Source organism: Pseudarthrobacter ribosi (genome assembly GCF_055412865.1).
Genome location: NZ_JBVAYZ010000001.1, coordinates 377,915 through 403,626, shown reverse-complemented (window position 1 = coordinate 403,626; position 25,712 = coordinate 377,915). Strand labels below are relative to the sequence as shown.

The 25,712-nt window shown below is 64.3% G+C and carries 24 protein-coding genes and 4 pseudogenes; 13 read left to right on the top strand and 15 right to left on the bottom strand.

Annotated features, from left to right (window positions below; genetic code table 11):
• The 3 genes and pseudogenes from ACZYZ5_RS01800 to katG form a co-directional block, all read left to right on the top strand.
• Positions 1-194, top strand: a pseudogene (locus ACZYZ5_RS01800) (adenylate cyclase); the annotation flags it as partial.
• Positions 195-465: 271 nt separating this feature from the next.
• A complete protein-coding gene (locus ACZYZ5_RS01795; RefSeq protein ID WP_463898740.1) occupies positions 466-792 on the top strand; it encodes a hypothetical protein in 327 nt (108 codons plus the stop codon).
• 278 nt (positions 793-1,070) lie between these two features.
• On the top strand, positions 1,071-3,365 hold the full coding sequence (katG, locus tag ACZYZ5_RS01790) for a catalase/peroxidase HPI (protein ID WP_463898739.1): 2,295 nt from the start codon (positions 1,071-1,073) through the stop codon (positions 3,363-3,365).
• A 438-nt stretch (positions 3,366-3,803) separates the two neighbouring features.
• Here the strand turns inward: katG and ACZYZ5_RS01785 are convergent, their stop codons facing one another.
• The 3 genes from ACZYZ5_RS01785 to ACZYZ5_RS01775 all read right to left on the bottom strand — a co-directional run bounded on the left by ACZYZ5_RS01785 (position 3,804) and on the right by ACZYZ5_RS01775 (position 6,093).
• Positions 3,804-4,142 carry a hypothetical protein gene (locus ACZYZ5_RS01785; protein WP_463898738.1) on the bottom strand — a complete coding sequence of 113 codons (339 nt, stop codon included), beginning with the start codon at positions 4,140-4,142 and terminating at the stop codon, positions 3,804-3,806.
• A 438-nt stretch (positions 4,143-4,580) separates the two neighbouring features.
• Positions 4,581-5,450, bottom strand: a complete 870-nt coding sequence (locus tag ACZYZ5_RS01780) for a sigma-70 family RNA polymerase sigma factor (protein ID WP_463898737.1) — start codon at positions 5,448-5,450, stop codon at positions 4,581-4,583.
• A 481-nt stretch (positions 5,451-5,931) separates the two neighbouring features.
• On the bottom strand, positions 5,932-6,093 hold the full coding sequence (locus ACZYZ5_RS01775) for a DUF6480 family protein (protein ID WP_463898736.1): 162 nt from the start codon (positions 6,091-6,093) through the stop codon (positions 5,932-5,934).
• Between the two features lie 194 nt (positions 6,094-6,287).
• Here ACZYZ5_RS01775 and ACZYZ5_RS01770 point away from each other — a divergent pair, with 194 nt between their 5' ends.
• The gene (locus ACZYZ5_RS01770; protein ID WP_463898735.1) at positions 6,288-6,722 is read left to right on the top strand and encodes a hypothetical protein; all 435 of its coding nucleotides are present in this window, start codon (positions 6,288-6,290) and stop codon (positions 6,720-6,722) included.
• 111 nt (positions 6,723-6,833) lie between these two features.
• The gene (locus tag ACZYZ5_RS01765; RefSeq protein WP_463898733.1) at positions 6,834-7,010 is read left to right on the top strand and encodes a hypothetical protein; all 177 of its coding nucleotides are present in this window, start codon (positions 6,834-6,836) and stop codon (positions 7,008-7,010) included.
• 874 nt (positions 7,011-7,884) lie between these two features.
• On the opposite strand, the gene ppk2 is transcribed toward ACZYZ5_RS01765, so the two are convergent.
• The 6 genes from ppk2 to ACZYZ5_RS01735 all read right to left on the bottom strand — a co-directional run bounded on the left by ppk2 (position 7,885) and on the right by ACZYZ5_RS01735 (position 12,259).
• Entirely contained in the window at positions 7,885-8,820 is a 936-nt protein-coding gene (gene ppk2 / locus ACZYZ5_RS01760; protein WP_463898732.1) for a polyphosphate kinase 2, read from the bottom strand.
• 426 nt (positions 8,821-9,246) lie between these two features.
• On the bottom strand, positions 9,247-9,513 hold the full coding sequence (locus tag ACZYZ5_RS01755) for a hypothetical protein (RefSeq protein ID WP_463898731.1): 267 nt from the start codon (positions 9,511-9,513) through the stop codon (positions 9,247-9,249).
• A gap of 114 nt (positions 9,514-9,627) precedes the next feature.
• Positions 9,628-9,861, bottom strand: coding sequence for a hypothetical protein (locus ACZYZ5_RS01750; RefSeq protein ID WP_463898730.1), 234 nt, complete (start codon positions 9,859-9,861; stop codon positions 9,628-9,630).
• Between the two features lie 463 nt (positions 9,862-10,324).
• Positions 10,325-10,525 (bottom strand): hypothetical protein, encoded by a 201-nt coding sequence (locus ACZYZ5_RS01745; protein WP_463898729.1) that lies wholly within the window; start codon positions 10,523-10,525, stop codon positions 10,325-10,327.
• 202 nt (positions 10,526-10,727) lie between these two features.
• Complete coding sequence (locus tag ACZYZ5_RS01740; RefSeq protein WP_463898728.1) at positions 10,728-11,360, bottom strand: MarR family winged helix-turn-helix transcriptional regulator; 633 nt, start codon at positions 11,358-11,360, stop codon at positions 10,728-10,730.
• A 110-nt stretch (positions 11,361-11,470) separates the two neighbouring features.
• Positions 11,471-12,259, bottom strand: coding sequence for a DUF2382 domain-containing protein (locus ACZYZ5_RS01735; RefSeq protein WP_463898727.1), 789 nt, complete (start codon positions 12,257-12,259; stop codon positions 11,471-11,473).
• 296 nt (positions 12,260-12,555) lie between these two features.
• Between ACZYZ5_RS01735 and ACZYZ5_RS01730 the strand changes: the two genes are divergently transcribed.
• From ACZYZ5_RS01730 to ACZYZ5_RS01710, 5 genes are all read left to right on the top strand, one after another.
• Complete coding sequence (locus ACZYZ5_RS01730; RefSeq protein WP_463898726.1) at positions 12,556-13,359, top strand: hypothetical protein; 804 nt, start codon at positions 12,556-12,558, stop codon at positions 13,357-13,359.
• On the top strand, positions 13,356-13,784 hold the full coding sequence (locus tag ACZYZ5_RS01725) for a phage holin family protein (protein WP_463898725.1): 429 nt from the start codon (positions 13,356-13,358) through the stop codon (positions 13,782-13,784). Before ACZYZ5_RS01730 ends, ACZYZ5_RS01725 begins: the two co-directional genes overlap by 4 nt.
• Complete coding sequence (locus tag ACZYZ5_RS01720) at positions 13,784-14,392, top strand: DUF3618 domain-containing protein (protein WP_463898724.1); 609 nt, start codon at positions 13,784-13,786, stop codon at positions 14,390-14,392. Before ACZYZ5_RS01725 ends, ACZYZ5_RS01720 begins: the two co-directional genes overlap by 1 nt.
• 46 nt (positions 14,393-14,438) lie before the next feature.
• Positions 14,439-15,542: a YihY/virulence factor BrkB family protein gene (locus ACZYZ5_RS01715; protein ID WP_463898723.1), complete on the top strand. Its 1,104-nt coding sequence runs from the start codon at positions 14,439-14,441 to the stop codon at positions 15,540-15,542.
• 271 nt (positions 15,543-15,813) lie between these two features.
• A complete protein-coding gene (locus ACZYZ5_RS01710; protein WP_463898721.1) occupies positions 15,814-16,329 on the top strand; it encodes a DUF2243 domain-containing protein in 516 nt (171 codons plus the stop codon).
• 305 nt (positions 16,330-16,634) lie between these two features.
• On the opposite strand, the pseudogene ACZYZ5_RS01705 reads toward ACZYZ5_RS01710, so the two are convergent.
• Positions 16,635-16,760: pseudogene (locus tag ACZYZ5_RS01705) on the bottom strand (IS481-like element ISRm20 family transposase); the annotation flags it as partial.
• Between the two features lie 373 nt (positions 16,761-17,133).
• Between ACZYZ5_RS01705 and ACZYZ5_RS01700 the strand changes: the two are divergent.
• Both ACZYZ5_RS01700 and ACZYZ5_RS01695 read left to right on the top strand, forming a co-directional pair.
• Positions 17,134-18,879 (top strand): annotated as a pseudogene (locus ACZYZ5_RS01700) (RecQ family ATP-dependent DNA helicase).
• 967 nt (positions 18,880-19,846) lie between these two features.
• Complete coding sequence (locus ACZYZ5_RS01695; protein WP_463898720.1) at positions 19,847-20,050, top strand: cold-shock protein; 204 nt, start codon at positions 19,847-19,849, stop codon at positions 20,048-20,050.
• Between the two features lie 316 nt (positions 20,051-20,366).
• Here ACZYZ5_RS01695 and ACZYZ5_RS01690 read toward each other — a convergent pair.
• From ACZYZ5_RS01690 to ACZYZ5_RS01680, 3 genes and pseudogenes are all read right to left on the bottom strand, one after another.
• Positions 20,367-20,480 (bottom strand): annotated as a pseudogene (locus ACZYZ5_RS01690) (recombinase family protein); the annotation flags it as partial.
• A complete protein-coding gene (locus tag ACZYZ5_RS01685; protein WP_463898718.1) occupies positions 20,434-21,372 on the bottom strand; it encodes a DUF4192 family protein in 939 nt (312 codons plus the stop codon). The pseudogene ACZYZ5_RS01690 and the gene ACZYZ5_RS01685, both read right to left, overlap by 47 nt.
• Positions 21,373-21,929: 557 nt before the next feature.
• On the bottom strand, positions 21,930-22,559 hold the full coding sequence (locus ACZYZ5_RS01680) for a recombinase family protein (RefSeq protein ID WP_463898717.1): 630 nt from the start codon (positions 22,557-22,559) through the stop codon (positions 21,930-21,932).
• A 210-nt stretch (positions 22,560-22,769) separates the two neighbouring features.
• On the opposite strand from ACZYZ5_RS01680, the gene ACZYZ5_RS01675 reads away from it, so the two are divergent.
• A complete protein-coding gene (locus ACZYZ5_RS01675) occupies positions 22,770-23,309 on the top strand; it encodes an NUDIX hydrolase (RefSeq protein WP_463898715.1) in 540 nt (179 codons plus the stop codon).
• Between the two features lie 73 nt (positions 23,310-23,382).
• Here the strand turns inward: ACZYZ5_RS01675 and ACZYZ5_RS01670 are convergent, their stop codons facing one another.
• The gene (locus tag ACZYZ5_RS01670) at positions 23,383-23,802 is read right to left on the bottom strand and encodes an SMI1/KNR4 family protein (RefSeq protein ID WP_463898714.1); all 420 of its coding nucleotides are present in this window, start codon (positions 23,800-23,802) and stop codon (positions 23,383-23,385) included.
• Positions 23,803-24,881: 1,079 nt separating this feature from the next.
• Complete coding sequence (locus ACZYZ5_RS01665; RefSeq protein ID WP_463898713.1) at positions 24,882-25,316, bottom strand: hypothetical protein; 435 nt, start codon at positions 25,314-25,316, stop codon at positions 24,882-24,884.
• Positions 25,317-25,712: the final 396 nt, after the last annotated feature.

Genomic DNA, 25,712 nt, shown 5'->3' with positions numbered 1-25,712 from the left:
TCCTCGGTGACCACCAGGACAGCGTCGTTACCCGCGAGCTTCTTCGCAGACTCGGAGCCGAGGCATTCGTCCTGGGCGAGAACGGGTTCAGCTACGGGCGGCTGCACGCCCTGGAACAGTCCGCCGCGCTCGAGGCAGAGGCCCGCTTCCACCGCGAATGGAAGAAATTCCCCACCATCTCGTTGCAAGCCTGACCTCTCCTACTCGAGGGGGCATGACCTCTGCCCCACTCCGTGCTTGGCAGAAAACCGCCACAGGCCCGTCCGCCCGGACAGGACACCGATAGCGGATACTATGTGGAGCTGGTTGCCTGACGCAACTTTTTTACTCTGGCGCCGGCCCTTTCGCGGGCCCAGGGCAAGGCAAGATGCCGACCCACCAAGTATGTTGCTTGGATCACATTGCGTCTATGGTTGTCCGGGGTGCCACAGCGTCGTGGCGCCCGACTTAGAGCGGAGAACTTTCGTGACAGACAAGCTTCAAGTACTGGTCCGGGTGGACCTCGACTGCGCCAAGGCCCGAGTTGCCGCCCAGGGCCATGTGACTTTCAAAAGCGTCCGCGGCCTGTACGACGTGATGAAGCGCGCCAACTCGCTTACCGCGGGAATGACCCTCGAGCTCGATATGACCAGGGCCCGGATCGAGCCCGACGCGTTGGAAGAACTCCGGACTTGCTCGCGGTCCCACCATCTCCCTGCCCATATCGATCCGCTCCAGTCCGACTACAGGCTGAGCATCCTCACCCCGGACATAGCCGCGCCCCTGGGAGCCGTCACTACCGAGGCTGCCTGACCAAGCAGCGGCACCGATAGTGAAGATTACGTCAACCTAGGTTGACGGAAGGTCCGTTATCGGCATTGAAAATTTGACCGGGGGAGGCTCCCGAGGAGCCAATCCTGGGAGGCCCATCGGGGCGGGCGTACTGTCAGCACGAAGGTTCTCGGTGCGTCAGGCAACCGGACGTTCCCTTGCCGAGGGGGTCTCCCAGCACACCCGCTCATGGTCAAATAGGAGGGTTGCACCGGCTGCCCGAGTCCGACCGCGGCCTCGGCCATATGGAAGGGAAGCACATGACTGATAGGCAGGAACACCCCCCGGTCCCCACCCCCGGCAGCGCCCAGGGTTTGGACAGCAAGATTGAGGGCGGATGCCCGGTGGCGCACGGCAGCGTGACCTCGCACGGCAGCGAAAGTGAGAATCCGGCGATCGACTCGCCGCAGCCAAAGGCGCACCGGCCGCGGACTGTCGCGGACTGGTGGCCCAACCAGCTCGACCTCAGCGTGCTCCACACTGATCACCCAGCAGGCAATCCGCTCGGTCCAGCATTCAGCTACCGCGAGGAGTTCCAGAAGCTCGACGTCGCGGCGCTCAAGCAGGACATCGTCCAGGTCCTAACCACCTCCCAGGACTGGTGGCCCGCGGACTTCGGCCACTACGGCGGCCTGATGATCCGGATGAGCTGGCATGCCGCGGGCACCTATCGCGTCAACGATGGCCGCGGCGGTGCAGGGGACGGCAGCCAGCGGTTTGCGCCGCTCAACAGCTGGCCGGATAACGCCAACCTCGACAAGGCCCGGCGACTGCTATGGCCGGTGAAGCAGAAATACGGCCAAAAGCTCTCCTGGGCCGACCTGCTCGTCCTCGCGGGCAACGTGGCCCTCGAGTCGATGGGCTTCAAGACCTTTGGCTTCGCATTCGGCCGTGAGGACGTGTGGGAGCCCCAGGAAATTTTCTGGGGACCCGAGGACACCTGGCTCGGCGACGAACGCTACATCGGCGAAGGCCAGATGTCGGAGGAGGTCGGCTCCACAGAGATGGGCCTGATCTACGTCAACCCCGAGGGGCCGATGGGCAATCCGGACCCGCTGGCGGCCGCGGCCTTCATCCGCGAGACCTTCAAACGCATGGCCATGAACGATGAGGAGACCGTCGCGCTGATCGCCGGCGGCCACACGTTCGGCAAGACCCACGGCGCCGGTGACGCCGACGCGCACGTCGGGCCGGAGCCGGAGGCCGCCAACCTCGAAACGCAGGGCCTGGGCTGGCTCAGCACCTACGGGACCGGCAACGGGCCGGACACGATCACCTCCGGCCTGGAGGTGACCTGGACAGATCGGCCCACCGAGTGGAGCAACCGCTTCTTCGAGCTCCTGTTTGGGCACGAGTGGGAGCTCGTCAAGAGCCCTGCCGGCGCCCACCAGTGGGTGGCCAAGGACGGGGAAAAAATCATCCCGGACGCCCACGATCCTGAGAAGAAGCACCGGCCGACGATGCTCACTACGGATCTCTCGCTGCGCGTCGACCCGACCTACGAGGAGATCTCGCGGCGTTTCTTGAAGAACCCGGACGAGTTCGCGCTCGCGTTCGCCAAAGCCTGGTACAAGCTGCTGCACCGCGACATGGGCCCCGTCGGTCCCCACATGCTCGGACCGTGGGTCCCCGCTGCCCAGCTCTGGCAGGACCCCATCCCGGCAATGGACCAGGAGCCGATCGGCGAGGAGGACATCGCCTCGCTCAAGGCCAAGCTCCTGAACTCCGGTCTGCCCGTCTCACAGCTCGCCAACACGGCGTGGGCCGCCGCGTCCACCTACCGCAAGACCGACAGGCGCGGCGGCGCCAACGGGGCCCGGATTCGGCTGGAGCCCCAGCGCGGCTGGGAGGTCAACGAGCCCGAACAGCTGTCAACGGCGCTGAAAGCGATCGAGACGGTCCAGCAACAGTTCAACTCCGCCCAGACCGGGGGCAAGAAGGTCTCGCTGGCAGACCTGATCGTCCTCGGCGGCTGCGCGGCGGTGGAGAAGGCCGCGCGGGACGCCGGCTTCGCGGTCACCGTTCCGTTCCGGCCCGGCCGCACCGACGCTGCCCAGGACCAGACCGACGTCGAGTCGTTCCAGTACCTGCAACCGCGGGCGGACGGGTTCCGCAACTACGTGCGTCCCGGCGGGAAGCTCCAGCCGGAGACTCTCCTGCTCGATAAGGCTTACCTGCTGGACCTTTCCGCACCGGAAATGACAGCACTCGTTGGTGGCATGCGTGCCCTCGGCACCAACGTGGGCGGTTCCGCCCACGGCGTCCTCACCGACAGGCCCCAGGTCCTGACGAACGATTTCTTCGTCAACCTGCTCTCCCCGGGCGCCCGGTGGAAGGCCTCGGAGGCGGAGGAGAACGTCTACGAGATCAGCGACGTCGCCACCGGCGAACTGAAGTGGTCCGCCACACCGGTGGACCTGGTCTTCGGCTCTAACTCCCAGCTGCGTGCGTTGGCCGAGGTCTACGCAAGCGACGATGCCGGAGAGAAGTTTGTCAACGATTTCGTAGCGGCCTGGGTCAAGGTCATGGAGCTCGACCGCTTCGACCTGGACTGACCGATGCCTCCGGGCCGGCTGCAGATGCGGCCGGCCCGGAGCATCCCGATGACGGCGTCTGGGGATAGGGGCGGGTGGACCCTCAGATCCCCTTCTCAGTGGTAAGAGAGCCCAAGCTGAAGGTCGCCGCGGCGGAGAGTCCCGCCCGAAGGGTTACAACTTCATTTTGAAAGGCGAGTGAGCAGATCCGGCCACCAGTCCCCCGTAGACCCTTGAGCCCAGCAAAGCCGACTTGTGGTCCATTACCGGAGGCCGATAGCCACGATTACGTCGAGTGGAACCACGACTATTGCATCTGATGCAAGATTGCCCCTCCGGATCCTCCCCGTTCAAACGCTCCGACGCCAGTGGCGCGAGGGCATCCTGTGGGAGATGGCCGACCCTCGGTTGTTCGCCATGACTATGTGGCTCACGCGTTGACACACCCGGCCGAAGAGGTTATTGCGGCTGCGGCGCGGCACTGTCGGGGTCCTTCGGAGGATTGACTCCGGTGGAGTCGCGGGGCGAGGACTCACCTGTCTGCCGGGCGGCCGGCGTCGCGTCCGTTCCGGTCTCGTCCCGTCCGGGCTCCGAGCCCTCTTGCTTGACGACGTCCTCGCCGCGGCGGGTGGTGCTTTCGCCGACCCCTTCGGGCGCCACCGCAGCGTCCTCCGGGGTCTCATCAGATCCTGGCTGCGCGGGCTCCTTGAGCGGAGGCTCGCTACCGAAGGCGCGAGCTGTACCGGGGGCTGTTCCCTCTGCGGGGTCGTGCGCATGGGACGGATTCGTTGGTGACATCGTTTCCTCCTCGTTCTATGGCGGGTGCACCTTTGGTGCCTGGGCGTGTAGGCCTCCCGGTGTCGGCCACGTCGACGTGGGCGGGCATCGAACCAAGAGATGCTCCGGTCCATACGCAATCGGGCTCACCCTTGAAATTACTCACGGCATCAAACCCTGTCCAGAGGATGACTGCCGACGTGCGGTTGCGCAGCGTCGAGCCAAACGGCCGACCGGGGTCAGTGATGGTGCAGGAACCGGCTCCTACCGCACCCGCGGAGCCTTCCAACGGATCGGGGTCGGCCGCCGCGGCATAATTGGCGTGCGTTGCATTTCTGCGGCCAGGCGTGGTCCCGTCCCCGCCATCGGGTTTGTCAGGATTCGAAGGATCGTTCTCCGGAGAGAACTGCTCATGGTTCTTCCGTTCGGTGGGAATAGTTGAAGTCCAGGCTAATGGGGTCAGACCGCCGGATCCGCATATCGTACTGACAAAGGCCGGCTGCGCCGGGGCGACGCCTTTGCCTCCGACCCGGATCCTGCGCTGCTGGCCGGCTCTGCTCTGGACGTGCTGGAAGCCATCCGCGAACTCGGGCTCTTATGACCCTCCGCCTGCAAGAGCCGCTGCTGCAGACACGTGAGCACCCGCGCCAGCCGCCGTGAAATCTGCATCTGCGACACCCCGAACCGCCTGCCCAATTCGGCTTGGCTTTCCTCACAGAAGAAGCGACGGTACAACAGATCCCGGTCTGGACCTGAGAGTTCTTCAATGGCCTGGGTCAGGCAGATGCGCTCATCGAGCCGCTCAAATGAGGGATCCTGGACCGCCAGCCCCTCTGTCCCCGACGGAGCATCGGAGTATGGATCGGCGGCATCGAGTGAATCTGGACGCATGCTGGATGCGGCCGCCGCTGCCTCCTGAACGGCCCGGGCTGGAACACCCAACGCCCCGGCCACTTCCGCCAGACTTGGATTCCGGCCCAGGGCTTGGGCCAGTTCCGGTTCTGCACGCAGGATTTCAGCGCGAAGGTTCTGAACGCCCCGCGGGGGCCGGACGACCCAGCACCGGTCTCGCAGGTAGCGTTTGAGCTCCCCCGTGATAGTGGGGGCGGCAAAGCCCGCAAAGCTGGTTCCCCTGGATTCGTCGAACGCCCGCGCCGCCTTGACGAGGCCCAAGTACGCCACCTGGACCAGATCCTCCCGTTCGCGGCTCCGGCTGGCGAATCGCCATGCCAGCGATTCCGCCAGATCCAAATAGTCGAGGACAAGCCGGTTCTCAAAGGCCTCCCGGATTTGTCCCTTCGGGGTGGAAAATTCCCAGGATTCAACCATGTCAGCATTTCCTTTGACCATGGGTTCCGATAAGCCCGTGGCAGGACTTAGAAGCAGGAAATCATAAGGTTGCTTATAATTCAATACTTCTTCGTTCCCCGTAGGGGCCGCAGGCGCGGCTGGTGATTATGTCCTTGCCACGCGTCGCGTTCGGGGAACTGAGTCTTCGAGGTCGTCCCCGGAGTGCTGAATGGAACCCTCAGCGGAAGCCACCGGCGGCATGCGTAGTTTCGGATCCGCGCCGGAGCAACGCCGCAGGTTTGCAGGCTGTGGACAACGGGCGCGTCGTACCCGGTTCGGGCTCGTCAAGACCGTGATGCCGGGCCGAAAGATTTCACCCGTCAGAGATTAGGAATGTACGAACGGGCAGCGCGTGCGGCGTCGTCCTGACTGTACGGGTGCTGTTTTGACGCAGCGGTGCTGTTTTGACAGGCGCAGAACCCCGCTGTCCTAATCCGCCCCGCTCCCGGGGCGTCGGCGGTCACTCTTCGTGACCCCGATCCCTGCTCATCTGGTCCTCCGCGGACGGGGTTTCCCCAGGAGGCACTCCCCCTCCCGGTTCCAAGCCGGTAACGTTCCCCTCCAGCGGGTCCGGCTTCGAGGACGACGCCGGATCCCCGGCTGCACCGTCGGGGCCTTCCACTCGTCCGTGCTGTCGACGGGGGCTGCCGTCGAGAGCGCCCCGTCCGGACCGTCCGGTCCGCCGCCAGAATGTCGGGCTCTCATCAACTGCAGCCTTCAGTGCTCATTGGCTATGGACTATTGGTAAGCATGCTGCTATTTCTGGTGCTGTCAAGTCCGCACGAGAGCAATGCGAGGACAGCGAAAGAGCGTGAGATGGGAATCGGAGACAACGTGCGCGGAGCGGCCGAGAACGCTCTTAGGGATTTGGCCGGGCTGTCAGAGCCGAATGACGACGCTCATGTGCCGGAGCCCGGCGACCCCTATGACGAAATCAAGGTCCACTCCTCCATCAGCGAAGGATCGAATGCCGGGGAAGCGGAGGCGGAGGCGGTGGCCGATGGAGCGGACCGGACCGACGGGTCCGTGGAGGGGCGAGGTCACGGGAGCGCCGGAACTCTGGACCCGAGCGAGGGCGGCGATGGCTCGGGGGCCTCGGGCGGCGAAGCAGCAGCGGGCGAGGAAAGCGTCGTGCGTCCCGCGCGCGGGGTCCCTGGACCAGGCGGCCTGCCGGAGCCGGACCCGGACGGCCTTCGCGCCGATCCCTCGGAAGGGGACGGGGACCCGACTGCCTCCATGGGCCGCGGCTGAGGGGGCCATCCGCCCTCGACACTTAACGCGGAAGCTGTCCACTGGCGGATAGGTCTGCTGAGCGGGCACTCGTCTCTGATCAAAATTGCACAAATTTGGAGGAGCACAGACATGGGAAACAAAGACCAAAAAATTCAGAAACCGCGGGAGGGTGAACGGGACGAAGTGCCATCCGAGGATGCGTCCGGACGAGACTCCCTTGCTGGTGATGCTGCAAACAAGATCGATCCGGATATGGGCAGTCCCGAAGCGGGCCCCGACCCGGTTGAACCGCAGTCGCAGGATTAGCGGGAACACGAGAGCACGCACGCGGCGGCACCGATGAACAGGCCGGTCGCTGCGAACCAAATTTCGCCGCGATCGTAGGCATCCTGGAACAACTCGAAGGTCAGGGCGGTGCTCAGGGCACCCCGCCGCGAACGACGCACGCCGACGAAGACTCCAGCAGCAAGGCACTGGAAGTCAAGACACCGAAGAGCACCGCCATCCCCACATCGACATATGGATGGCAGCACACGCGGACCTGTTGGGGTGCCGTAGCTTTGGCTAGACTTGAAGCGCCCCGGAGTAGATGCATGAATTCGTCTCGGAAAGGCAGGGATCATGACCGACCGCAGCGACTCTGAATTGCCGGCGGATCAGGCACCCGTAGAACTGAAACCAGACGCCCAGGACGCCACCTCCCAGGCCCGGCGCTCCTCGCCCGGTGCGAACGCCCAGGCCGATGACTCCCGCAGCGGTGCAAATGTGGGAGAGGCGGTTGACGTAGCTGAGTCGGGCACCAAGGCGCAGGGGGATCACTCGCATCCGGAACGGGCCAAGACAGGCGAGGCGCCCGTTGAGCAGGTGTTCAACGACCCCGCCATGACCGAGGGACAACGGACCATGACGGGCTCCGCATCAACAACCGGGGGTGCACCGCCCGGACCTTCACCTGCCGAGGCCGGATCCGGTGGAGCGCAGTCTGTCGTTGGGGCTCGAGAGTCAGACCGTCTCGCGGCGGGCGAGCCGCCGGCCGCAGGCGCGCCCTTCGAGACCGGCGCGGAAGACCGGCAAACAAAGCCGCGCCGCGACTCCTAACGGCGTCCGCGCGCGGCATGAAGCCCTGGCCGGCGTCGAACTGCATGCTTAGTACTGCGGTGCTCTGGCGGGGTCAGCCGGTTTAGTCGCCAACGGCTTCACGGCCGCGGCGCACGATGAGTGGGTCCGGGTCATGCACGATCGAGGTGTCCTTCTCGTCGTAGTCGAACTGGTTGAGGAAGAAGCGCATGGCGTTGATCCGGCCCCGCTTCTTGTCGTTGGACTTGACGGTGATCCATGGCGCATGATCCGTGTCGGTACGTAGGAAAGTCTCTTCCTTGGCGGCCGTGTACTCCTCCCACCGGTCCAGGGAGGCAAGATCCACAGGGGATAGCTTCCAGCGCCGGACCGGGTCGATCTGGCGGATCGCGAAGCGGGTACGCTGCTCGCGGCGGGTGACGGAGAACCAGAACTTGGTCAGGTGGATTCCGGAGGCCACGAGCATGTTCTCGAATAGCGGCGCCTGGACCATGAAGGTGTCGTACTCCTCTTCCGTGCTAAAGCCCATGACCCTCTCGACGTTGGCCCGGTTGTACCAGGAGCGATCGAACATCACGATTTCCCCGGCGGTGGGAAGGTGCTGAATGTAGCGCTGGAAATACCACTGTCCATGCTCCCGGTCCGAGGGTTTGCTCAAAGCCACTGTCCGGGCCGAGCGAGGATCCAGGTGTTCGGTAAAACGCTTGATTGTGCCGCCCTTGCCTGCGGCATCGCGGCCCTCGAAAACGATAACGACTTTAAGACCGTGATCCTGGCCCCAATATTGGAACTTCAGCAGTTCGATCTGCAGGCGGTATTTTTCGAGCTCGTACTCCTCCCGGGACATCCGCTGTTCATACGGGTAGTCATCCCGCCACGTCTGCACCGCGGAGCCTTCGGGATCGATAAGCTCCGGGTCCTCCGCCTGGCCGCCACCGACCGTGTAGCCCATTTCCACCAGGTGGTCGATGGCCTCCCGCAGGTTGTCCCTCACCCACCATTGTTCCTGGGGCTCCCAGGGCCCGTGCCCCTGTGCCATCAGGTCCCCCTTCCGGAACCTCCCGGATTGACCGCATCCAACACGATGATTGTCTCACCGGGAAGCTGTGTGGAAACCACAGAAACGCAGCGGTCCTGCACGGCACACGGAGCCATCCGGCAGGCCGCGGAGACCGAGTGGCGTAGGGCCGGCCCGGTGGACCCGCCGTACACGACCCGAAGCGAAACGGCTGCAACAGCTTGACCACGGCCCCGGGCGATCCTCCTAACATGCTGACCTTTCACGCCGCGTGCCGGACATCCCGTCAAATTGAGTCCGGCTCCGTTCCCTGTCAGAACCAGATCCTGGGCCGTCGTGCAGCGCTGCTGTTGCCCGGTCAGGCGAGTGAGAGCACGAAGGAGAGGATGAAAGCCGTGGCCGTGCTCAGAGCCACGGCGGGGCCGCCGTGTTCAAAGGCTTCAGGCATCAGGGTGTCTGCGAGCGAGGCGATGACGGCGCCCGCGGCGAGGCCAGCGGCAGGGAAATGGTTGCGGGGTCCGTACCCGACAGGGGGCCAGCACCCAGCACCACAGCAGCAACCAGCAGCACGGCGCAGACAGTCCAGAGGCCCATGATGGCCCCAGACGATCGGCCCTGGCTGCCCATGGAAGCAGCCCCCACGAGCGCTTCCGGAAGATTGGAGACGAAGATCGCGGCCAACAGGGCCATTCCGGCGGCACCGCGGGTGGTCACCGGGTTCGGCGCTTTCTCTGCGGCGGCGGCATCGGTGTCACGCTTCGCGCTCCCCGAAACTCGTCAGCGGGGCCGAGTTGGCCCCGGGCTGCGCCCACCGGTCCAGAAGCGCGCTCAAAATCGTGAACACCAGGGCGCCGGCAAGCAGTCCGAGTGCGGCCCGCACGATACCCCACGCTCGCAGGCGTCCTCGAACAGCTCGAACGTCAGGGCGGTCATGAGTGCGCCGGCCGCGAACGCAAGGAGCATCGCGAGGAGCCGCTTGGGCAACTCAAAACGGACTCCCACGAAGGCCCCGACGATCAGGGCGCTGGAAGCTATCACACCGAAAAGCATTGCCGTTGCCACACGGTCAGTTTAGGAGCGTCGGGCTCAGAAAGGAGGGCACCTCCCGCTCTCCCTACGCCGCGATTGACGTTGGCGAGGAGTCCTGAGAGTTCCTTTGCCGCTGGGTGCACGGCCAGCAGGACAGCCATCTCGTATTTTGAACGATTCCTTCTGGATGCCACCGTCCGGGATATACCTACCGCCACCCGGCACCGGGCTGTCTCTATGGCCTGTACACAAGCTGGTGCCTGCTGCACAACATCACCCCCGTGGAGGACATGGCATTCTTGTCCGTTGTGGGGCGCTGCGGGTCAAACTGGGCAGCAGCCGACGGCGGATGACAGGGCCGGCCGCAAAGGACTACAGCCTGGCCAGCGATCCCGCGACTGCCTGACCACGTGCATCGACCGTGGAGAGACCCGACCGCTCCCCTTCAGCCGCGTCGGAGGCGCTCGATTATCCCGCTCACCCAGGTTCGAAGCACCTATGAATTTGCGTTGTCGTCGATGGCGTCCGGATCCTCTTCCGGTTCAAACGTGTTGGCCTCAGTGCCCGCGCCGATCCCTATGCCGTCACCGGAGCTGGGAATACCTTCACCCTGATCAGCTGCTTCAGAACCAGTCAACTTCCGCCCGGGGGCAGAATTGTCTTTCTGGTGTTCACGTTCCGCATCAGCTGCGCTCATATCGGCCTCCTAAGTCCCGTTGTGGGATTTCAACGCTAGCACCCGGGCCGTGGAACCGTAAGCCCGCTTCGAGTTCATGCGGCGGCAGATACGCCAAGGGAATCAGCCCCGCCAGCCCGCGTAGACGAGACGTGAAACGCAGCGGTTCTAGACCGCCGGCGCAGGATGGTGGGACAGGCCGCAAGGGACACGTTCTGGCCAGTCACCCTGAGCCTGCCTGACCATGTTCGCGGGATTCACGGAACCCCAGGGCGGAGGGGACCGGGTTCGCTCCGGGTCCCGTGCCGTGCGGGTCCGCCGGTCCGGCGTGCGGCACGTGGGAGATTTCCTGGCTGGCGCCTTGTTCGGATACCTGGGGGCGCTCCTGTCCCGGTTCCGGCTCTGTCCCTGGCCGGCGGCGCGGCTGTGGTGGGAATTTGAGTGCGTCGACGAATCTGCCGAGCTGCTCCTGGAGGATGTTCCAGTCCTGGGCATCCATTGTCGACGGGAACGCATCGAGTTCCGCCTGCCGGGCTGCGGACAGGGCTGCTTCGCCGGCGGCGGTCAGGTGCACGCGGAGTTGACGCCGGTCTTCGGGGTTCCTGGTCCTGGTGAGGAGACCGGCGGCTTCCAGGCGGGCAAGGACCTTGCCGAGCGTCTGGCTCTGGACATGGACCTTCGCCGCAAGCTGCTCCTGGTTTTGCGGGCCTGGGGCGATGGCTTCGAGGGCGATGACGGCGGCACGGGTCATGTTCAGCGGCGCCAGCGCCTCATTCTGGCGGCGCTGGATCAGTCGGGCCGCTGCCATGACCATGCGGTAGGTGCCCTGAAGATTCGGTTCGATGTCGCGTGTCATTGACGTTGCGCTTCTGTAGTTGCGGATCGCTGCACAAGCGAAAACCGGTGAACGAGGTAGAGAGTCAGGGTCAGGGCCGGAGCGCCGCCCTGACCCTGACTTATCCCTCGCTACCGTCGGGTGTCGTCGATGCCGTCGGTTTCGATCCGTTCTTTGCGGACTTCCTCGTCGACCGTCACTTCATCTGTAACAGTTTCGGTGCCGAGGCGGACCCGCTCTACCGGGACCGTTTCCTTCTCGACGACGGGCCGCTCCTCGTGAAGGATTACCTCATGCTCCTCGTCGCTGAGGTCCGGTCCGGACAAGGCACCCCCGCGGTTGGCGTCCGTGATGGGCTCACGTTCAACCCGCACTTCCTCGCGCCGCACCGGAACAGTCTGGGTGACATTTTCGGTGGTGACGTACTTCCGCAGCCGTACCCGGGCCGCTTCCTGCCGCTCGGTACCGACGTTCAGGCGTTCCTCGGAACGGGTCATGGCGTCATCCGTGGTCGGGCCCGAGGTGTCACGGCCCACGGTGTCTGCGTCCGTGGTCCTATCGGCAGTCCTGTCGGTGGTCGTGTCGGCGTAGGTTCTGCCTCCGCCGCCCAGGCCGTAGTGGTCGTACAGCCGGTCCTCCTCCGAGGGTTCCAGATGGCCGTCAACGTCCACCCTGGGGGCGTCCTTGACCTGGTCCTTGGTGTACGGCACGACGATGTCGTCGCCTTCCACCCGTGCACTTTCGAGCGGAACGAATGACTCGGAGGTGCCAAACAGCCCCGTCTTGACCGTGACCCAGGTGGGCTGGCCGTCCGTGTCATCCGAATAGACCTGGCCAATCGACCCGATCTTCTCACCCTCGGTGGAAAGCACGTTCCCGTTGCGGGTCAGCAGATCAACGATATGTTCCTTGGCAAGCATGGTGTCTCCTTGGTGCGCCTTTTGGGATAGCAACGCCTCGCTGCGGGACATTGCACACATCTACCATAAGCATGCTTAGTAAAGGTTTGGCAAGCATGCTTAGCAGTCCGGCTTCACGGCCGGAGTCCCCTCGCGGCGGTGCGGCCGCAGGGACGAAATGAGATTGCGGCACTTAGCTGCTGGCTCTTGCGCAACAATTACCAAGTGTGCTTACCATTTGGGTGTAAGCATGCCCAGTTGTTGACCGGAGCACCGGTCCATCACCGGCGGATCCCGTTAACCGAAGGAGAGCAGCGATGACCGAGAACCAATGGCCGCAGGGAACAGATCCCTCCCCGGCCGACCCGTACGCCACCACGGCCGCTCCGGCGCCGACTACCGCATCCACTACCGTGGGCGGTTCCACCACCAGGTCCGAAGCTGCCAAGGATGAGGCAGCAAATGTCGCCAGCCAGGCGGCCGGAGCCGCGGAAAATGTGGCCCAGACAGCCAAATCCGAAGCCGCCCATGTTGCTGCGGAAGTGAAATACAATGCCCGTGACCTCATGAACCAGGCGAGGACGGACCTGACCAGCCAGGCCGGAACCCAGCAACAAAAGGCTGCCGAGGGCCTCCGGGCCATCTCCTCCCAGCTGCGTTCCATGGCCGACGCGCCGGACCAGCGGGGCGTCGCATCGGACCTCGTCCGCCAGGTTGCCGAGCGCTCAGACTCCATAGCTTCCTGGCTGGGCAACCGGGACCCGGGATCCGTGCTGAACGAAGCCAAGCACTTTGCCCGCCAGCGCCCCGGCACATTCCTGCTCCTTGCCGCAGGGGCCGGACTCCTCGCCGGGCGCCTGGGCCGCAGTCTGCAGGCCGGACCCCCGGCCTCCGGTACCGCCGCAACGTTGCCGCCGCGACAGTACCAAACTGACAGCACAAACACCGCAGTCTTCCCCGGGGCGTTGGACGACGACACCACGCTCAACGCCTACGGGGAACCGAGGGTTACCGGGACGGGCCCTGCGGCGTACCAGGCGCCGATCGGCGGAACGCCGGCTGGGGATCCATTGCGGGACACGGATGACCCCTATGCCCAGGGTGGAGGCCGTCCGCTATGAGCAGCGAAATACCCGAGCCACCCCCCACGGCCGCGCACGCCAAGGCCGATGACACCTCGCTCGGTGACCTCCTCGGCGATGTCACGCGCGACCTGTCCACCCTGATGCGCCAGGAACTCGAACTCGCCAAGGCCGAACTCAAACAGTCCGCCACCCGGGCCGGTAAGGGCGGCGGCATGCTCGCCGGCGCCGCCGTCGCGGGGCATTTTGTGCTCCTGTTCCTCTCGATTGCCCTCTGGTATGCCCTCGGCGAGTTGATCGGCCTGGGCTGGTCCGCCGTTGTTGTGGCCGTGATCTGGGGCGTCATCGCCGCGATCCTGGCTTCGGTGGGACGCAAGGAACTCAAGGCCATTAAGGGCATGCCCCAGACTGTCGAGACCGTCCAGGAAATCCCGCCCACCCTCAAACCCAACGGAGACCACTGATGAGTGAAAACCCGGACGCCATCCGCGCCGAAGTCGAAGCAACCCGGGCCCGCCTCGGGAAAAACGTGGACGCCGTGGCCGATAAAGTCACCCCGTCCAACATCGTCCACCGCCAAACCGGCAAAGTCAGGGAAGCCGTCTCCGGGGTGAAGGAAAAAATCATGGGATCCGGGGATAACGCCACACACACCGCCGCCTCCAGCGTCCACCACGCCACCGACTCCACCGGGAACGCCCTGGGCAGCGCCGGGCACGCGATCGCCGATGCACCACACCAGGCCGCCGTCAAGATCCAGGGCAACCCTTTGGCCGCCGGCCTGATCGCGTTCGGCGCCGGACTGCTGGTTTCCTCGCTGGTCCCTGCCTCCCGGAAGGAACGCGAAGCGGCCGAAGCCCTCAAGACCGCCGCTGAGCCGGTCACCACCCAACTGACGGAAGCTGCGAAGGACGTCGCGGAAGGCCTCAAGGACACCACGCAGGAAGCCATGGAAAACGTCAAGGCCACCGCCACCGACGCCGCCCAGCACGTCAAAGCCGAAGGCCAAACCGCCGCCAGCGAAGTCAAGGACACCGCGGCGCAGGCCAAGGACAACGTCCAGAATCCCTAGCGCAGTGAGTGCCCCGGGGCGGGGCCACGATTGAAAGGATCGTTCCATGGCTACGAACGAAGCCCCCGAAACCAGCACGGCCAAGGCCTCCACTGCGCCCGCCCCGGACGATTCAAGAAAGCCCGACAGTCCCACCGACGTAAATATGCCGGCGTGGAAGTACATCGCCCGTAAAACCCTGCGGGAATTCACGTCGGACCAGTGCCCTGACCTCGCCGCGGGCCTCACGTATTACGCGGTCCTCTCGCTCTTCCCGGCATTGCTGGCCCTCGTATCACTACTGGGCATATTCGGCGATGCAGAGAAAACGACGGCCGCACTCCTGGACATCGTTCAAGGCATTGCACCGGGGTCCACGGTCGACACGATCCGCGAGCCGATCCAGGAGCTCACCAGCTCTCCTGCAGCCGGCTTCACCCTTGTCATCGGCCTCGTAACTGCTCTCTGGTCCGCTTCCGGCTACGTGACAGCCTTCGGCCGGGCCATGAACCGCATCTATGAAATCGACGAGGGCCGCGGCTTTCTCAAACTCCGGGGCACCATGCTCGCGGTAACGATCATCTCCGTGATCATTGTTGCTCTGCTCGCCGCCATGCTGGTCATCAGCGGCCCGGTAGCCGACGCCGTTGGCCAGGCTCTGGGTGTGGGAGGGGTGGCGCTAACGGTCTGGAACGTCGCGAAGTGGCCCCTCATCATCCTGCTGGTCATCCTCGTGATCGCAATCCTCTACTACGCCACCCCGAATGTCCGCCAGCCCAAGATTCGTTGGATGAGCCTTGGATCCCTGATCGCCCTTGTCATCTTTGTGCTGGCATCGCTGGGGTTCGGATTCTACGTCGCCAACTTTGGCAACTACAACAAGACGTACGGCGCCATCGGCGGGGTCATCATCATGCTCCTGTGGCTCTGGATCCTGAACATGTCACTGCTTTTCGGCGCCGAGTTCGACGCCGAAATGGAACGCGGCCGCCAACTCCAGGCAGGCATCGAAGCAGAGGAAACACTCCAACTCCCGCCCCGCGACACGAAGAAGAGCGACAAGCTCCAGGAAAAAGAAGACAAGGATATCCGGCTGGGACGTGAGCTACGACAGGACCACGCGGACCAACAGGACACCCCAAACGAAGCCCAGGGCCACCGGACCAGCTGAGAAAGCTCCCCGATCAGTCCGAGCCGCCTGACAACCAAAAGGACAGCCGTGCTTAAGAAGGTGCTTATCGTTCTCGCCCCTCTCGTCATCAACCGCGTAATGCGCGCGCGCGAGGAAAAGACAGGCTGTCCTAAGAGCGATCCCGGTCCTATGGTCCCGCCGTCGCCAGGCCGCCGCCACTAGGCCGTGAAGAGCCGCCGCCACCGCTGCTCGACCGGACCCGAATCAACGCTGGGACCTGGCCCGCACCCGGGGAACAGGAGGCTGACTCTTGAAAGATCGCACTACACCGGCGGACACCGGTGTCCTGCCCTCGCGGGCGGCCGGGTTGTTGCTTGGCCTAGGCCTGGGTGGGTTCATCGACGGGATCGTTCTGCACCAGGTCCTGCAGTGGCATCACATGGTCAGCCACGTCGAGGACTTTCCCGTTGGGACCGTAGAGGGTCTCGAAGTCAATACGCTGGCGGACGGGTTCTTTCACCTCGGTACCTGGCTGCTCGTCCTGGCAGGATCGACAGCAGCGATCGCCTCCTGGCGGAAAGGCCGGAGGGCTCCCAGCTGGAGCTTTCATTTCGGGCTAGTCCTGACGGGGTGGGGCCTGTTCAACGTCGTCGAGGGACTGATTAATCATCAGATACTGCAGATCCACCACGTGCGTGATGACCTCGGGGGCCCCTGGATATGGGACGCGGGATTTCTGCTGTTCGGGGTGCTGCTCATCGCAGGCGGCGTGGCCCTTCACCTCATGGACTCCGGCGCACGTCAGGTTAAGAAGAACCCCAACTGAAGTGGCCTCATCAGGCAGGGCTAGTCGCCCTTCGTCTGTGCGGCCGCTCCAGCAATGATGGCGGGTTAGCACGGATCCAGCGGACGAGAGGGTCGCCGCTGGAACCCTCTCTTCTGAAAATCGGGTGGTTCCAGCCGCGTGCGCAGGTCGGGCCACCCATTCGGGTCCTGAACCGGTCCGGTCAGGCAGGGGTTGCTGCTAGTTCGGCATCGGTGGCGCTGGACTAGCATTCACACTCCATGCAGTACGGGAGGCCGTTCTTTTCGCGTGCGAGCCGGGAGCTTGGCGGTTCAGGTAGGTGTGCCGGTCCGGTGGAAGCGTTCGTTCTTGCCCTGGGTGGTGGGTTTGTAGGGTTTGCCGGTGATCGGCACGACGCCGAGGGTTTTGAGGTACTCCACCAGGGCCCCGGGGCGGCCCCTCCGTGTTGGATGACGTCGGCAGAACCGTGTGACCGCACCCCTCTCAGCATCCTCAGTCCATGTCGCCACCAAGTGCCGGATCTTGATATCGGGGTGCATTTTGCTCATGATCCGAGCAAAACCGGTCCGAGTGTCCACGATGTCCTGAGACACACTGTCCACGATGTCTTGAGACAGAAATGTGCATTAAGTCATGAGACTCAACAGCTGCCAACAGCGGCTCTTAAGGACCAAAAATGATAGGGCATCGGGGCCTCCGGCCTACGCTGTAGGGCTGCGGGCAGCGCGTTGGCCAGCCTCTCATCGATGATCGGCAAGCGTTATGCTGGATTCCTCGGCTGAAGCCACCCGGCCATTGGATCGCATACCCTACGGAGCTGCCATCATGACCGAGTCCATCGTCCCTGCCGTCCCCCGCGACGCTGTCCTCAGTCCGGATTCGGACGCGGGGCTGCGCCAGGTCGCGGCCGAGACGTTCGGGCTCTCCCAGCTGCGCGCCGGCCAGCTCGCCGGCATGAAGGCCCTCGCCGCAGGCCGGGACGTCCTCGCCGTGATGCCGACCGGCTAGGGCAAGTCGGCTATTTACCAGGTGGCCGCGTTGCATTTGCACCGGCACCAAGCGAAACGAGCCCGGAACCCAGCCGAGCCAGGCAGCGCACGGCGCGGTCCCGGCGTCGTGGTTTCCCCGCTGATCGCACTGCAGGAGGACCAGTTGGACGGCCTGCTGGAAACGCTGGGCGGGAATGCCGCCGTCGCCATCGACTCCGGTCGCAACGATGCCGAGGTGAACGACGCCTGGGACGCGGCCGAGCGCGGCGACGCTGTCTTCATCTTCCTGGCCCCCGAGCAGCTGGCCAAGACCGAAACCGTGGAGCGGCTCGCGGCCCTGGACGTCTCGCTGTTCGTGGTGGACGAGGCGCACTGCGTCTCCTCCTGGGGCCACGACTTCCGGCCCGACTACCTGCGTCTCGGCGAGGTCCGCGGGCAGTTGGGCAACCCGCCCGTCGTCGGCCTCACCGCCACCGCCTCTCCCCCGGTGCGCGACGAAATCCAGCAGCGCCTGCGCATGCAGAACCCGCTGGTGCTGGTGCACGGCTTTGACCGGCCCAGCATCAGCCTGGACGTGGTCCGCCACCTCACTGACAGGGACAAACGCCGCGCCGTGACGGAGCAGGTGTCCGTGCTCCAGGGCCCCGGCCTGGTGTACGCCGCCACCCGCAAGGACACCGAGGCCTACGCCGCAGAGCTCACTGAACGCGGCCTGCGCGCCGCGGCCTACCACTCCGGCCGGAAGCAAAGCGAGCGGGACCTTGTCCACGAGCAGTTCCTGGACGACCAGCTCGACGTGGTGGTGGCCACCACGGCCTTCGGGATGGGCATCGACAAACCCAACGTCCGCTTCGTGGTCCACGCCGACATCCCCGAGGCGCTGGACAGCTACTACCAGGAGATCGGCCGCTCCGGGCGCGACGGCGGACCCGCCTCCGCTGTTTTGCACTACCGGCCCGAGGACCTTGGCCTGCGCAAATTCTTCGGCAGGCACGCCCCGGACTGCGAAGCGCTCATGGCCGTCCTCCAGGCGCTGCGCGCCGCCGACGGGCCGTTGGCGCAGAAGGCCCTCGCCGCACAGACCGGCTTCTCCCCGCGGAAGCTCACCGGCCTGCTGAACCAGCTGCAGGAAACCCGTGCCGTCAAGGCCGGGAAGCGCGGCATCCGGCTGGAGGCGGGCGCGAAGCTGCCCGCGGTGGTGGAACGCGCCGTCGAACATGCCGAGGCCCGCCAGCGCGTGGACCGCTCGCGAATCGAGATGATGCGCGGCTACGCCGAGACTGACGGTTGCCGGCGCCAGTTCCTGCTGGGCTACTTCGGCGAGGACCTCCCCGAGCCCTGCGGCAACTGCGACACGTGCGCCGACGGCTCCGCCTACGAGGAGGACTACGACGCCGCCGCAGCCGCAGCAGGCGGGGAACCGTTCCCGCTCCAGGCCGCCGTCATCCACAAGGAATGGGGGCCGGGCTTGGTGATGCGGCACGAGGAGGATGTGATCACGGTGCTGTTCGAGCAGGAGGGCTACAAAACGCTGTCCCGCCAGGCCGTGACGGAAGGCAAGCTGCTGACGCTGGCGACCTGACAGCGGTTGCGAGCGCGGCCCGCTTCCGTCTGCGTCCGCCGAATGCCAGAGTTGTAGGATGAACGAGGAAACCGCCGGGCTGGTCTTGAACCTGGAATGCACGCTCGATGCTCCCCCGGAGGAAGTCTTCAGGACGCTGGCGGAATCCGCCGAACGCGCCCGTCGATGACGGGCAATCTGCGGACCTGGTGATCCTGCATGGTACTGATGGCAGCTAGCCCCCTGCAAGGGACGATGCCGCCTCACGCCGGCGCACGATAGGGGCTTCTGACCGTGTTTTTCAGGCCCGGACGCAGAACCCTCCCACGGAGGACGTGGCCGCTGATCCGAGCATCCTCTCTCCCGGTCGGATCGCGCCCGGCGAAGTGTCAGTCAAGATCGGCTGGGGGACCGTCGTGAGAGCAGAACGACCAGTGAAGTGTGAGGCACCGGGTTCCCGGCCGGGCCATCAGGATCGGCGGGTGGGGTCCTCGGTTGGGGGTCCCGGATCCGGCACCGGACCTGGGCCGGGCCGTACGGGGGACGTCGGGTCCGGAGAATCAGGATGCGGCTCCGGACCCGGTGGCGGTGCAGGGGGCGAAGTCGGATCGGGGGGACCCGGGGCAGGAACAGGCTCAGGGGGAAACGGGGCTGGTTCACGTTGCGGCGGAATGGTCATGATGTTCCCCTTCAGCTTCTGGCCTACTCGGATAGTGGCTTCAGGTTACGTCTCAGCTTTCCGGAAGAACAGACCAACAGAAGTGCGGATCGCAGCGATAGGCGGCGTCATTCTCGCACCGCAAAATGTCACTCATGGTGCTCGTCGGATAGATGCGTACCACGGCCTGTCCCCCCATGCGCAAGGGTCCGAGGTCCCGTAGGCTGCGTCCCTCCCGGCGGGTAGGTTGAGGAAGGCGGACGACGTCGTCCGCAGCGGCCGGGCGCGTTGCGTCCGACCGAACAGACAGCAAAGGGCGAAGAAAAGCACATGGCAACTGGCACAGTGAAATGGTTCAACTCCGAAAAGGGCTTCGGATTCCTCAGCAACGACGACGGCTCCGCGGATGTCTTCGCCCATTACTCCGCCATCGCCAGTAGCGGCTACCGCTCTCTGGAGGAGAACCAAAAAGTCCAGTTCGACGTGATCCAGGGCCCGAAAGGTCCTCAGACGGACAACATTCACCCGCTCTAGATCCACCGCCCGGCGAGAACCAGCGCAGCCGCGATCTGCTCTCCGCCCTCTGACACAAGCCATGACGCACCGGCGGATTAACAGCGCACCCATACTCCTGCGGGGCTTGAAGACTCTTCCGTTGGGGGGCGAGCTCACGAACCACCGTCGCCTCGCTGACATCGATGGTCTTCGCGATGTCGCGAAACGTCCGCTTTTCGCCACGCATTCGGTGGGCGGTGGCTGCCTTGTCCGGGGTCATCTTGGTTGGCCGGCCGCCAACGCGTCCCCTCGACCGGGCGGCCAGGGTGCGCTCCCGCAGCCGGTTCCGTTCGTACTCGGCGATGGCCGAGAAGAAGTGGAACATCAGCACGCCCTGGGACGTCGTGGTGTCCAGCCACGTCTCAGTCAGCGATCGAAGTCCGACGTGCCGATCGGCAAGCGTCTTCACAATGCCGGCTAGATCGGCAGTGTTCCTCCCAAGCGTGCTTGAGGTACCGGCCAGCCTGGGTGCCGCTGCCTTTGAGCCATTCCAGCCACCCCATCAGGGTCAGCATCGGTGCGCGCTGGCCTGCCGGGACTGCCTTCATCAGCTCGAACGCAATGGCCTGGGCTCGGTCCACCCGGTTCCAGTCCGGTCGTCCGGTGAAGGTCCCGAGGATGACGTCCGCGAAGTTGCCGTTCTGGGTGGTGATGGTCTCGCGGAACAGGAAGTCCCGGACCATTGTGTGCTGGAACGCTCCGGCAATGCTCCGGGCCGTTTCACGGTCCGGGGTCCCGATACTGTCCAGCACGGTCGCCCACGCGGTGCATGCAGCCTCAGTGTCCGCTTCGGTGCCCTCGGGTGCTTGTACCGGCATGGCCCAGGTGCCCAGCAGGGCGGGGTTGTAGACGTCGATGTCCGTGGCGCTGCCGAAGAAGGTAAACGTCGCGTTGGCGTGGCTGTCGGTGATCTGCTCCAACGGGTGCTCCTCGTCCGTGCCGAACTCCGTCCAGTGAGTGGAGGTCACGAGCCGGACGTTCCGCACGGGCATCCGGGCGGCGGGCAGCTCGGACACCAGCGCGGCGACGTGCGCGGCGTAGGGGTAGCTGTCCTGGTTCTCGTCGGTGTAGACGACGAGGTAGGACGCCGTTGCCTTCTCATCGTTGGCGGCGTGGCTGGTGAGCGTCTGCGCGTAGTTGCCCGGCTCGACGTCGTCGGGTGCGTCCACGCGCAGCGTTGCGCCGAGGGCGCCGGCCTGGGCGGTGAAGACCACGAACGATTCCGAGGGCGTGATCCCCAGCAGGTGCGGGATGGTCGCCAGCAGGTCAGCGGGACCAGTGAGGTTCAGTTTTTCAATCATGGTGTTGCTCCTTTTGCAGAGGATTCCGGTGGGGCGGCTTAGGTGACCGGCCAGCTTCCCCTCTCCCCCCGACGCTTCTATGTCTGTCAAGCGGCTGGAATCGGGTGCTGGCGCGGACCATAGCGGGGCGGCTTTGGTGACCGGCCAGCCTCCCCTCTCCCCCGTTGTTTTGGCTGCTGGCGAAGCTTGCGGAGCTGTGGCCGACGGAGGCCTGTCTACCCGCAGGGCAAGGGGCGGGAAATTACCGGAGGAAATCAGCGACGAAGGAGCGCCGCAGGGACATTTCCTGCACCGCAGGCCCCGACGAAGGAGGGGCTAGACCGGCCGGAGCGGACACTTACAATCCGACAGGACAGCAGCAAAAACACAAAAAAGCGCTTCTACAGCCCGAGCGAAGCGAGGCCCGTGCAGCAGGCCTGGGCGCTTGCTGGGCGAGGCCGGAACCCAGAGTCTTCAGGCAGCACGTCGTTCCGGGCTACGTTGTAGTGCTCTCGCGTACAGCACGGGCTTGCTGGTGCCCTAGGGCGCTGCGCGGCTCCAACCTGTGAATCGCGGCGCTAAATGGTGTTCTTTTTGCAGCGCTTAGTGCACTCATAGCGGGCGGCACCGCATCGGTTTACAGATGGCTCGCCTTGAAGCTCGCGGTACACAGTCGTCCGTGACACCCCGAACAGTTCGGCCAGTTCGGCCTGCGTGTGCCCACCGGCATCATGGAGTGTCAGGAGGTGCTTCCGCTGGGTCTTGGACAGTTTTGGTTGCTTGCCTTTCAGCCGCCCCATGGCCTTTGCGACTGCCATGCCCTCGCGGGTGCGCGCCCGGATCAGATCCGCCTCGAACTCGGCCACCATTCCCAGGATGTTGAACAGCAGCCGGCCTACCGCGTCGGTCGGGTCGTGACTGTTGCCGCCGAGACTAAGCACGACCCCTTTGGTCGTGAGCTCGTCGGCGATGTCCCTGGCATCTGAAAGGGAGCGGGCCAGTCGGTCGAGATTGGTCACCACGAGGGTATCGCCGGCTCGGCATGCCGCCATCGCTTCACGGAGTCCAGGGCGGAGGCGGTTAGCTCCTGTAAGTCCGTGATCGACAAAGATCTGCTTCTCTTCAACACTCAGGGCAAGGAGGGCGTTTCGTTGAGCGGTCAGATCCTGGTCGTTCGTTGAGACGCGGGCATAGCCGATTCCAGTCATGAGGAATACGGTTGCAGTAATCCCCCCGTCACCGTGCATATCACCGTGCGGGTCTTACGTACATGGACTGAGCCAGCACCTGCACGGGACGTAGCGGCGCGTTTTCTGGGCACGGTGATCGACCGTCTTACGGGCGCGACTCGACAACGGACACCGGTCCCTTTGTCCTGGCATCGAGTTGTTCGTTGTCTTGTGCGCCAAGATGGCAGCATGCCTCTTCACGATCTGCTCGCCAGCCTCCAGAAAGTTCCTCAGTCAGGATCGCAAGACGCCTATTTACGCTTCGTGACCTTTGCCGGGGACGCGGCGTTGCGGCGCGATGGCGGCCCGGAGCATGTCACAGGGTCCTGCTTCGTCTTTTCGCCTGCATTCGACCGTGTTCTCCTGTGCTTCCATCTCAAGGGGCAGTTCTGGGTGCAGTTCGGCGGTCACATCGAGTCGAAGGACGCATCGGTGGCGGAAGCCGCACAAAGGGAGGCCCGCGAGGAGTCCGGAATTGGCGACCTTGTCCTGCTATCTACCGCGATCGTGGATCTTGACCGGCACGACCTGCACGCAGGGTTCTCATGCACCGCCCATTGGGATGTTAAATTTGCTGCAACTATCGACCCTGATGGCGAGATCGCCGTGAGCGATGAAAGCGAGGACGTCCGATGGTTCCCAATCGACGAATTGCCCGATCAGGTGCCGGCAGGCTTCGGTGCGCGCCTGGAATACGTCCGGCGCAGGGCAATGTCACTAACTGGCTGACGCATCGGCTGCGAACAGCCGTCGCCCTCTGGGATTCTTTAACTGTCAGACGATACCGTCGACATCGTGCTCCTTAGACTTTGAGTGTCCCGGTCATCCAATCCTCGAGGTAGCGCATGACGGTCGGCGCGACCCACACCCGGCTGTCATCCACGTGGTTCCAGACGTAGACCTCGTGATTTCCACTGAGAGAGACCTCGAACTGGTCACCGTTGCCGGCGTCAGCAAAGAAGACGAGTCCTGCGAAGGGCATATAGAGCCGCCGGAAGTCTGAGTCATTGCGGAAATAGGCGTTGTCCTCAGCGATTCGGTGCGCGGTCCAAAGCAGGCCCAGCCCGTACTCACCCTCGATGCCATTCGTCTCTGCCAGGAGTTGTCGAAGTTGGTCGGGGAGCTTGCGCCCAAGTTGGGCTTCGCACGCTCGGACAGCGTCCACCGATGCTGGGACACCGAAAGTTGCCTTACCCCAGTGCTGAATCTGTTCCACGAGCATGCCACCATCATGCCGCACCGGCTTCCGGGCCGCGTAAAGGATAGTCAGCGGCCGACATGCTCTCTGCTTTCAGGCGGTGACGCGGTTCTCGGTGTCGCGGGCCGACGCTTTCCATGCGGGCGAAGAGTTCCTTTTCGGCTCGTTCGTACCGCTGCTCCATGGGCGTCCGTTCGGACCCTGTGAAGCCTCCCTCTGCCAAGAGTTTGGCTTCGTGCATGTCCTTGGCGGCTTGGACGCATGCAGGATCCATGAAGTGTGAATCTCCGGCGTCGTTGACGAAGTATGCCTATGGCGCCGGACTGCACGTCAACTGATCAACTTACAATCTGGCCGTTGCGGGCGTCATTTTCGCCGTAACCGATGGCAAAGTATTGGATATTATGCAGAGCGGAACGAGGCGCGAGGTACTTAACCTCGAACGGTTCATCGTCGAGCGCAACCCTGGCCCCTTGAACTTGGAACGTGGGGCAGGAGATTTTCGGGGTGATGTGCCGTGACTGAATCAATTCCCGACCGGCCCAAAGCACTCTCCGTCGGAGTCATTGTCGGCGGATTTACTGCCCAGAGTAAGGTCTGGCGGGAGGCGCTCATGCGATTGTCCAGGGGCGTGTCAGGCATACGGGATCAACTTGAGTCAGATTTCAACATTAACGTCGAGTTCCAAATCCCTGGAGACATTGTCAGTCCTGACTTCCAAGGAGTTCGCACCGGCGCGTTCCGCAAGGCCGACCGCCTCCTAAAGATTCAGGTAGCCGTACCCCTTGATCCACCCGATGATCCATATGCGTATGGAGTGCAAGCCATGCGAGATGCCGTAGACACAGCAGAAGCATGGTCCGTGCGTCGGCGTGTCGAATTCGACGCCGCGCCGTTCCGGTCCCTGCTCGCCTTATTGAACGAAATTCCTCCCCGATAGCCACCCGGCACGGGGACCTCTTCGCGGGCAGAATCCGGAGCACAGGAACAAGGATCGGTGCAACGTTTGGTACTTTCCGACGAAGAACGCACCAGCATCACCAACGTCATCGACGCACTTGTGATGAAAACCCAAACTCGGGCTCATCACCGGCTGAACCGGCTCAGCCGAATACAGAAGCGCTCGGCACGACGTTCTCGACCCTGAGTTCATCGAACGGGTCTAGCCACGGTTCCAGGCCGAGGGCGGCCCGCAACGCCCGTTCGAGCCGCACCGGCGCAACGATCTTTCGATTCGGCAATGACGCTGCCTCCGACAAAGTCGCCGGCCGCCTGCGCGCTCCCGAGAAGTCGACAACCTCGACGTGCGTGGTCGAGCCCACCGCCTCCTTGTAGGCCGGCAGCGGGATGGCTGGATTGACGGGCGCTTGAGCCACCACAGTCCAGTGGCCAGCGTAAAGCTTGGCGTCCATCGACAGGGCGAGAAACAGCACTGGCGCCGAGAGACCCTCAACGGCTCGCTCGGCCACCTCGTCCAGAGGCAGCACAAAGTCGAAGATCGCGAAGAGGTATGCGTCTTTGCCGTAGGTCGCGACCACTTGCCCGACTCCGGCCCGGCCGTCCCCCGTGGGCACGACGAAGACGTCCCCAAGCTTTGGGTCTCTCACCACGGGTCTCCTCCAGCTCCCTCATATCGGGAGTTGCTCTGTTCACTAGTCTTCCCGGCAACCCTACCGGGCAACTGCTTAGCGAGCGGGGCCGCTTTTGGCCCGTTCCGCGCCTACTGACCCTGTGCGGGTCTTCTTGGCCTTTGCTGCGCTCTTGCCCATGGTGACGGCCGCACGGGGGTGTGTGCCCTCGCTGCGTTCCGCAGCGGCGCCCCCGGACTTGGGTTTCGTTCGCTCCGGTTATTGCCAGGGATGTGGCGAAAGCTTCCTGGCGTTCCGCTGAGCCATCGGCTTACGGCGTAGCAGGGGGCTGAAGCTTCGTGCGGT

Bases quoted from the DNA above. Each gene is read 5' to 3' on its own strand.
- katG (WP_463898739.1), top strand. From the start codon at position 1,071: ATGACTGATAGGCAGGAACACCCCCCGGTCCCCACCCCCGGCAGCGCC.
- ACZYZ5_RS01785 (WP_463898738.1), bottom strand. From the start codon at position 4,142: ATGTCACCAACGAATCCGTCCCATGCGCACGACCCCGCAGAGGGAACA.
- ACZYZ5_RS01780 (WP_463898737.1), bottom strand. From the start codon at position 5,450: ATGGTTGAATCCTGGGAATTTTCCACCCCGAAGGGACAAATCCGGGAG.
- ACZYZ5_RS01770 (WP_463898735.1), top strand. From the start codon at position 6,288: ATGGGAATCGGAGACAACGTGCGCGGAGCGGCCGAGAACGCTCTTAGG.
- ACZYZ5_RS01765 (WP_463898733.1), top strand. From the start codon at position 6,834: ATGGGAAACAAAGACCAAAAAATTCAGAAACCGCGGGAGGGTGAACGG.
- ppk2 (WP_463898732.1), bottom strand. From the start codon at position 8,820: ATGGCACAGGGGCACGGGCCCTGGGAGCCCCAGGAACAATGGTGGGTG.
- ACZYZ5_RS01745 (WP_463898729.1), bottom strand. From the start codon at position 10,525: ATGAGCGCAGCTGATGCGGAACGTGAACACCAGAAAGACAATTCTGCC.
- ACZYZ5_RS01740 (WP_463898728.1), bottom strand. From the start codon at position 11,360: ATGACACGCGACATCGAACCGAATCTTCAGGGCACCTACCGCATGGTC.
- ACZYZ5_RS01735 (WP_463898727.1), bottom strand. From the start codon at position 12,259: ATGCTTGCCAAGGAACATATCGTTGATCTGCTGACCCGCAACGGGAAC.
- ACZYZ5_RS01730 (WP_463898726.1), top strand. From the start codon at position 12,556: ATGACCGAGAACCAATGGCCGCAGGGAACAGATCCCTCCCCGGCCGAC.
- ACZYZ5_RS01725 (WP_463898725.1), top strand. From the start codon at position 13,356: ATGAGCAGCGAAATACCCGAGCCACCCCCCACGGCCGCGCACGCCAAG.
- ACZYZ5_RS01720 (WP_463898724.1), top strand. From the start codon at position 13,784: ATGAGTGAAAACCCGGACGCCATCCGCGCCGAAGTCGAAGCAACCCGG.
- ACZYZ5_RS01715 (WP_463898723.1), top strand. From the start codon at position 14,439: ATGGCTACGAACGAAGCCCCCGAAACCAGCACGGCCAAGGCCTCCACT.
- ACZYZ5_RS01695 (WP_463898720.1), top strand. From the start codon at position 19,847: ATGGCAACTGGCACAGTGAAATGGTTCAACTCCGAAAAGGGCTTCGGA.
- ACZYZ5_RS01685 (WP_463898718.1), bottom strand. From the start codon at position 21,372: ATGATTGAAAAACTGAACCTCACTGGTCCCGCTGACCTGCTGGCGACC.
- ACZYZ5_RS01680 (WP_463898717.1), bottom strand. From the start codon at position 22,559: ATGACTGGAATCGGCTATGCCCGCGTCTCAACGAACGACCAGGATCTG.
- ACZYZ5_RS01675 (WP_463898715.1), top strand. From the start codon at position 22,770: ATGCCTCTTCACGATCTGCTCGCCAGCCTCCAGAAAGTTCCTCAGTCA.
- ACZYZ5_RS01670 (WP_463898714.1), bottom strand. From the start codon at position 23,802: ATGCTCGTGGAACAGATTCAGCACTGGGGTAAGGCAACTTTCGGTGTC.